Origin of the sequence: Pseudorhodoplanes sp. (genome assembly GCF_035565855.1) — a bacterium.
Lineage (GTDB): Bacteria > Pseudomonadota > Alphaproteobacteria > Rhizobiales > Xanthobacteraceae > Pseudorhodoplanes.
This window is the reverse complement of the sequence record NZ_DATMRX010000136.1, coordinates 1-7,341: the sequence shown is the minus strand read 5'-3', so window position 1 is coordinate 7,341 and position 7,341 is coordinate 1. Positions and strand designations below refer to the sequence as shown.

Here is a 7,341-nt window from a genome sequence, read left to right as displayed (position 1 = left end):
GTCGCAGAGCAAGCCTCAAACACCGCGCGCGGAACGCCGACGCAATCGGCGGTCCGTGGTGACGATCGCTCATGCGCTTTGCTCACCTGCGCATGGGGCCATGGGCTTGGCTGAAAGCCCGGCGTTCCGCGCGCCCTTGCATAGCGCAAGGGGAGGAATGCGAAGCGGATTTCGGGCGCGCCCGCGCCGTCACAACAACAGGGCCGGCGGAGCTTTGGCTGTGTTCTCCCGCGCCGCGCGGAGCAAAACCTACACTCCAGTAATTTCCGCAAAAGCAGCAATCCAGAAGCCACATATGATGCGTTGCTCAAAGACCGCAATCCAGAAAGCCGCGGCGCAAGCGAAAAGGACTGTGCTGGGTCCCCGCCTCCGCGGGACGATCGGGTGGATAGGTCAGCGCTTACCACATACTCCGCTCATTCCCGCGAAAGCGGGAATCCAGAAAGCCACACGCGATGCATTGCTTGGAACTCTGGGTCCCCGCCTCCGCGGGGACGAGCGGGCCGAGAGGCCGGCGCTAGTCCACACACTCCCCGCCCTCGCGGACGTCAGCGTTGTCCGCGATCCATCACGCCGACATCGTCGCGCGATATCGCGACCACGCCTCGATCAGCCCGCCGACATCCGACGGATGGCCTTCATGGATCACGCTGTCCTTGGGGATCGGCACCCAGGGTTGCGCGCTTTTCGTCCAGATATGTCCGATCGGATGCAGCCAGGCGGTCTCGTCGAGCGTGCCGGGCTTGACGACCGACACCTTGTCGTTGGCCAGCGGATGATTGACCGGGCGCACGCCGCAGGCCTCGCACATGTCGCTGTCCAGCGCGCGGCCGCTATCGGCGATGCGGCGCCATTTACGCGGCGTGCCCTTGACGTAAACCAGCGCCGGGCGCGGCACCATCACCGACATGCCGAACGCCGATCCGGATTGCCGCTGGCATTCGGTGCAGTGGCAGACATAGACCGCGAGCGGCTCGGCGCGCACCTCGTAGCGCAGCGCGCCGCACTGGCAGCCTCCGGTCAGCGGCAGTTTCATGTCTTGCACCTTGTCGCGCATCGTCGAGCGGATAGGATGCCCGCCCTCGGAGGACCTGAATGACCGAAAGCATGATCCCAAGTCAACGCGCCGACTATTCCGCCATCGTCGATCGCCCGCCGCTGAAACTGCCGGACGGCGCGCGCATGGTGGTATGGACCATCGTCAATCTCGAGGTCTGGGACATCGGCCGTCCGATGGCGCGGCAGGTCCTCCCCGCCCCGACCGGCCAGCCGATGCTGCCGGACGTGCCGAACTGGAGCTGGCACGAATACGGCATGCGGGTCGGGGTGTGGCGCTTCTTCGATCTTTACAAGCGCCTCGGCATCCGCCCGACGGTCTCGATCAATGCCAGGGTTTGTGAGGATTATCCGCGCGTCGCCGGCGAAGCGCGCGACCTCGGCTGGGAATTCATGGGCCACGCCTACGACCAGGGTCCGATCCACAAGGTGGAGGACCAGCGCGGCATGATCTTCCGCTCCTGCGACATCATCGAAAAATTCACCGGCAAGCGGCCGGTCGGCTGGCTCGGACCGGGCTTGACGCAGACGCTCGATACGCCCGAGAACCTCGTCGAGGCCGGCGTGAAATATATCGGCGACTGGGTCTATGACGACGAGCCGACGGTGATCCGCACCGCGAAGGGCCCGCTCGTCACCCTGCCCTATACCGTGGAGCTGAACGACATTCCAATGATGCTGGTGCAGCATCATGAGAGCGATCATCTCTACAAGCGGGCGGTCGAAAGCTTCGACCGGCTCTATGCGGAGAGCGCAGAGCGCGCCAAGTTCATGGCGATCGCGATCCATCCGTATATCAGCGGCCAGCCGTTCCGCATTGGACCGCTCGAGCGGATCTACGACTACATCAGCAAGTTCGACGGCGTGCTGCACTGGAACGGCGAGCAGATGCTCGACTGGTACGTGAAAACCAGGAACGTGACCTTCGGCCGCTCTGCATAGAGTCGCTATATGGCCACGAGCCTGCCGATCGCGTCAGGCGAACCATTCGGGCGGGGCGCCGCGTGCGCCCTGCCCGCCCGGAGCTGTCCCCGTGACATGGGCGACGGTGTCACCGTCATGATGCAGGAGATGCATCGAACCGAGCGCACGGGAAGCATTGGGACGGGTTCCGCACCCGCTTACGGTTTATAAATTGCGCGCGACGCACGATGACATCTTGGTTAACACGCGCGTTCTTTACGCATTTGGTTAATTGCGCAGACCTGTTCCGCGCGGCAGCGTTCGCACGAACGCGCGCATAACTCACTGCAAACTCAAGAAAATCAAGCGCGTGCGTGAATGAAAGCACGCAGTTTCATTTTACCGATGCGCGCGCGGTAATCACTGACCGCAAATTTACTTAACGTCGCATTTGGGTTAACAATTCCTTACCTCGAATGCGGTGAGGCTGTAACATCATGGCGTACGTATCTGTTGCGTCGCCGGCGCTCGTTCAGAGCAGCCGGCGTGAACGAACTCGCTCGGCCCGGTTCAAGCATCTGCTGAGCGCACGCGATCTGACCATCGACGATGTCGATGACTTTTGCCAAACAGCGGACGATTTTGAAGCTGGGCTCGTGCCGCGGCAGCAATTGATCGGTCGCACGGTTGCATTGCTCTTCTTCCAGTCCAGCACACGGACGCGGCTTGGCTTTGAGTCGGCCGCGGTTGCTCTCGGCGCGCAATGTATCGGCATGGAAGACATGTCGGCCTCGCGCACCAACGCGAGCATCGGCGAGTCGATCGAGGATTGCGCTGCCGTGGTCTCGCGGCTCGCGGATGCGATCGTGGTTCGGCATCACGAATGCTCGGCCGCGGCTCGCATGGCCGCGACGTCGATCGTGCCGGTCATCAACGCAGGCGATGGCTGGAACGAGCATCCGAGCCAGGCCTTGATCGACATCCACGCGATGCGGCGCGGACTTGGAACGCTCCGCGGCAAGAGCATTGCATTCGGTGGCGATCCGCGCGGCCGGGTGGTCCGCTCGCTTGTGCAGCTCCTTCGGTTCGAGGGGCCGCGGGAGGTGGTGTTCTGCCCGCCCGCGCACTACGAGCTTCCGAATGACATTGTGTCGGCCCTCGCCGAGCACCAAATCCGATTGCGGATCATCACCGACATCGATACCGCGCTCGTCGAATGCGATGCGGTCATGATGGCGCCCTACGACATGTCCGCGATCGGCGAACCGCCGGCGTCCGGCTATGTCTCGCCGCATTACACGCCGCGGCAATTCGCGGTCACTGCGGAAAAGATCGGGCGGCTCGGTTCGAAGGCCCTGCTCTATCATCCGCTGCCGCGATTCGACGAGATCGATCCGTCTTGCGACTCGTTACCGAACGCCATGTATTTCGAGCAGGTTCGGCTCTCGAAATTCATGCGGATGGCGGTTCTTCACCGCCTCCTCACCTCAAACTGAGGGATATAACTACGACGCGATCTTGCGGCGCGCGGAAGCGCGCTGCTTGACGCCGTGGGGTTCGAGCTTCGTCAGGGGGAAGATCGGCCCCTTGATCAGCTCGCGAAGCTGCCGCGCCGGCAGCGGCTTGCTGAACAGGAAGCCCTGGATCGCATTGATCCCGAGCCTGCGCAGGTGTTCGAGCTGAACTTCCGTCTCGACGCCTTCGGCGATGCACTCCATGCGCAGATCGCGCGCGATCTGCGCCGTTCCGCTGACGATCGCCGACGCGCGTGTCGAGTCATTGACCATTTGCGCGAACTTTCGATCGATCTTGACGTTCGAGAACGGGAAGTCGTTCAGGTAAGCGAGCGATGCGAAGCCCGTTCCAAAATCGTCGAGCGAAATCCCGATACGCATGCCGCGCAGCTCCTCGAGGATTCCGAGCGTAGCGGCATTGTCGTCGATGAAGACGGATTCGGTGATCTCGAGGTCGAGCCGGGTTGGCGGCAGGCCGGATTCATCGAGCGCCGCACTGACACGATCGATGATTTCGCGGCCCTGACGGAACTGCGAAGGCGACAGATTGACGGAAACCTTGATGTCGGAGCTCCAATGGGTTGCTTCGACGCAAGCCTTGGTCAGGACCCAGCCTCCGATCGACGATATCAGGCCGGTCGCTTCGGCGATGGGAATGAACACGTCCGGCGCGATCGGACCGAGTTCCGGATGGTTCCATCTCAGGAGCGCTTCGCAGCAAATCGCGCGTCCCGATCTTGGGTCGACGATCGGCTGATAGACGACATCGAGCTCACCCCTCCCGAGCGCCTGCTGGAGATCCTGCTCGAGCGCGACGCGTCTTTCATACTCGCGCGACAATTCCGCCGTGTATTCGACAGCACGTCCACGACCGCTCTTCTTTGCTTCGTACAAGGCAAGGTCTGCATTTCGAAGCAGCGCATCCATCGTGGTGTCGGATTGCGCCAGCGCGTAACCAATGCTGGCGCCGCAGATGCTGCGCGTCATATGGATCGCGAAGGGATCGGAGAATCGCGCAAGGATGTTATGCGCAATGGCCGTCGCTTCCTCGGCGCGCCGCCCGACGAGCATAACCAGGAATTCGTCGCCGCCGACCCGCGAGACTTCGTCGCCGGGCCGCAATGCCGACCGGATCCGGTCGGCGGCTTCCCGGAGCACGGCGTCGCCGACCGGATGGCCGAGCGTGTCGTTGATGTCCTTGAAACGATCGAGGTCGATCGCGATCAACGCGATCTGTTTTCTGACGGAAGGATAGAATTGCGCTTCCAGCAGGCTGAGAAACGCCGCGCGGTTCCAGAGCCCGGTGAGCGCGTCCCGCTGCGCAAGCGTCTCGATGCGCCGAAACGCCTGATGACGCGACACCAGGTTGTCGTAGACGCTGCGGCAAATCACGATGGAGCCGATATAGAGCGCGCCAATGAACACCGCCAACACGAGGTGGGCGACGTCGGCCCGCATGATCAGCGCCAGCGTGAACGGAAGGCAGGTGAAGCTGACCTGACCGATCGTAACCAGCGGGCGACTGGCGTTGCGTGACGAAACGCCGGCGATGTAACCGATGACGCAGCAGCCGACGAGAATTTCGACGTCGGTGCCCGGGTGGACCGTTATCGCGTAGGCGCCGGTGATCCCGACCAGCGCCGAGAACGCCCAGGCACCAATCAGCGCGACCATCTCCCAGCGTTTCAGCCCGATCACATCATTGGGGTCGTGCTGAACGCGGTGATACAAACTCGCGGCAATGGCGCGGGCGGCGCCGATCAGCACAAAACCGGCCGCGAGGATCGCAAAGACGAAGTCGCCGCTCAGCATCCACGCCACTGCCGTGACGGATGCTGCTGCTGCCGCGGCGATGAACAAAGGCCGCGCCGTACTCGTTGCGCCATACAGCGCGCGCACGAGTTCGAAGTGCAGCACCGGGTCGGGCGCCGACCCGTTCATGCGGTCGACGAAGCGGGCTATGGCTACCGCAAGCCTCATGCAAAATGGTCCGATCGGGTCGATGGCCCGTTTGATCAGCCCGCACTATTCGATGGATTTGTTAAGGAACCGCCCCTTCAAATCGGTAAAGACGGTGTTCCGGGGCGTTTGTGGCAGCGCTTCGCGAAATCGGGAAACAGATCGTTACATCGCAGCCCACCTGGAGCTGCAACGCTCCTTCAGACCCCGTTAACCAAGACACGCTTGGGAACCGGGTTCATCCGCCCTTGATCGCGATTATCTGCATCCCAGCCGGCGCGCGAAAACCAGAGCGATCAGACTGACCACGCCGGCCATCATGAGATAAAAGGCAGGGGCCAGCTTGTTGCCGCTGATCAGGATCAGCCAGGTGCTGGTAAACGGCGCGAGTCCGCCGAAGATGGCGACCCCGAATGCGTAGCTGACGGCAAGCCCGGTCGTGCGCGTCTGCGGCGGGAACAATTCCGACATCAGAGCGCCGAGCGGACCCATATAAGCCGCGGTCAGCACGCCAAAGATCGCTTGAATGACCAGGAGGGTCTGAAGGGTCGGAGACGCCGCGAGCCAGGCAAACATAGGGTAGAACAGCACCACCATCGCAGCGGCAGAGGCCAGCATGAGGGTGAGCCGGCCATCGCGGTCCGAAAGCGCGCCGAAGACCGGGATCAGCACGACCTGAATCGCGCCGACCAGCATGGCGCCGAGGAAACCGACCGAGGTCGTCAGTCCGAACTGACGCGTGGCATAGGTCGGCATGAACAGCACGATGGTGTACATTGATACCGTACACAGCGCGACGACGCCGAGGGAAACCAGCAACCGCTTCCGTCCCTCGGAGAAGGTCTCCTTCACCGGAGACTTGCTGACCTGCATCCGCTTGAATTCGACCGTCTCGTCGACGTTACGGCGGATGTACCAGGCAACCGGTCCGATCAAGAGGCCGATCAAAAACGGAATTCGCCAGCCCCAGCTTTCCAGCTGGCTTGCAGTCAGACTTGTCGTCAGGCCGACGCCGATGATCGTTGCCAGCACGGTGGTGAAGCCCTGGCTCGCGAATTGCCAGCTTGCATAGAAGCCGCGGCGGTCGGGATTCTGTTCGGCAAGGAATGCGGTGGAGCTCCCGAACTCACCACCCGCGGAAAACCCTTGGACCAGCCGCGCCAGCACGATCAGCATCGGCGCAAAGACTCCGGCCGTGGCGTAAGTCGGGGCCGCTGCGATGATGGCCGTTCCGAGCATCATCAAGACGATGGTCATGGAGAATGCGGCCTTGCGGCCGTGGCGGTCCGCATAATTGCCGATGACGATTGCACCAAGCGGTCGAATGAAAAACGGCACACCGAAAGTGGCGAGCGCGAGCAGCAGAGAAACGGTTTCGTTGCCGGTCGGGAAAAAGAGCTTCGCCATCGTGATGGCGAAGAAGCCGTAGATGATGAAGTCGAACCACTCCAGCGCGTTGCCAATGGACGCAGCGGCGACGGCACGCACGCGGCGCGCGTCATCCGCAGTCTTTTCCATAGCGGTAGCTGTCATCCGCAACTGCCCCGTGCGTCCCCAAGTCACCCAGCATACGATTCATAGATGAGTCGGCCTTCAAAGGCCTTAATAATACAGGCCGTTTCACACACCCCTCATCCGTGACTTAAGGATAATCGCGCATCGCAAAATTCGCTGTCCGAGGGGACCGGTGGGAATTTTTTGACATCGCGCCCGACTTGAAGGACACCGACAACACCAAAACAGGAAGAAAGCGGATCGAATGCAGCCCTTTGTCTACACCGCGCTCCCGTCGAGAGTGATTTTCGGCAGCGGCACGGTTTCGCGCTTGTCGGACGAGCTGGAGCGAGCCGGGTGCCGCAGGGCGCTGCTCCTGAGCACGCCCGAGCAGGCCGACAGCCTCCATCGGATC

The 7,341-nt window shown here is 62.2% G+C and carries 6 protein-coding genes; 2 read left to right on the top strand and 4 right to left on the bottom strand.

Going from position 1 to position 7,341, the window contains the following annotated elements; all coding sequences use genetic code 11:
- Positions 1–568: 568 nt before the first annotated feature.
- On the bottom strand, positions 569–1,036 hold the full coding sequence (locus VN004_RS07725; RefSeq protein ID WP_325608634.1) for a GFA family protein: 468 nt from the start codon (positions 1,034–1,036) through the stop codon (positions 569–571).
- A gap of 59 nt (positions 1,037–1,095) precedes the next feature.
- On the opposite strand from VN004_RS07725, the gene VN004_RS07720 reads away from it, so the two are divergent.
- Together VN004_RS07720 and VN004_RS07715 are read left to right on the top strand one after the other, a co-directional pair.
- Positions 1,096–1,998 carry a polysaccharide deacetylase family protein gene (locus tag VN004_RS07720; RefSeq protein ID WP_325608632.1) on the top strand — a complete coding sequence of 301 codons (903 nt, stop codon included), beginning with the start codon at positions 1,096–1,098 and terminating at the stop codon, positions 1,996–1,998.
- Between the two features lie 458 nt (positions 1,999–2,456).
- The gene (locus VN004_RS07715; protein WP_325608630.1) at positions 2,457–3,455 is read left to right on the top strand and encodes a hypothetical protein; all 999 of its coding nucleotides are present in this window, start codon (positions 2,457–2,459) and stop codon (positions 3,453–3,455) included.
- A 9-nt stretch (positions 3,456–3,464) separates the two neighbouring features.
- Here VN004_RS07715 and VN004_RS07710 read toward each other — a convergent pair whose 3' ends face one another.
- The 3 genes from VN004_RS07710 to VN004_RS07700 form a co-directional block, all read right to left on the bottom strand.
- Complete coding sequence (locus tag VN004_RS07710) at positions 3,465–5,453, bottom strand: putative bifunctional diguanylate cyclase/phosphodiesterase (RefSeq protein WP_325608628.1); 1,989 nt, start codon at positions 5,451–5,453, stop codon at positions 3,465–3,467.
- Between the two features lie 237 nt (positions 5,454–5,690).
- Positions 5,691–6,965, bottom strand: a complete 1,275-nt coding sequence (locus VN004_RS07705; protein WP_325608626.1) for an MFS transporter — start codon at positions 6,963–6,965, stop codon at positions 5,691–5,693.
- 109 nt (positions 6,966–7,074) lie between these two features.
- Positions 7,075–7,341 (bottom strand): hypothetical protein (locus tag VN004_RS07700; RefSeq protein WP_325608624.1); only part of this gene is annotated, 267 nt, incomplete at its 5' end.

Bases quoted from the DNA above. Each gene is read 5' to 3' on its own strand.
- VN004_RS07725 (WP_325608634.1), bottom strand. From the start codon at position 1,036: ATGAAACTGCCGCTGACCGGAGGCTGCCAGTGCGGCGCGCTGCGCTAC.
- VN004_RS07720 (WP_325608632.1), top strand. From the start codon at position 1,096: ATGACCGAAAGCATGATCCCAAGTCAACGCGCCGACTATTCCGCCATC.
- VN004_RS07715 (WP_325608630.1), top strand. From the start codon at position 2,457: ATGGCGTACGTATCTGTTGCGTCGCCGGCGCTCGTTCAGAGCAGCCGG.
- VN004_RS07710 (WP_325608628.1), bottom strand. From the start codon at position 5,453: ATGAGGCTTGCGGTAGCCATAGCCCGCTTCGTCGACCGCATGAACGGG.
- VN004_RS07705 (WP_325608626.1), bottom strand. From the start codon at position 6,965: ATGACAGCTACCGCTATGGAAAAGACTGCGGATGACGCGCGCCGCGTG.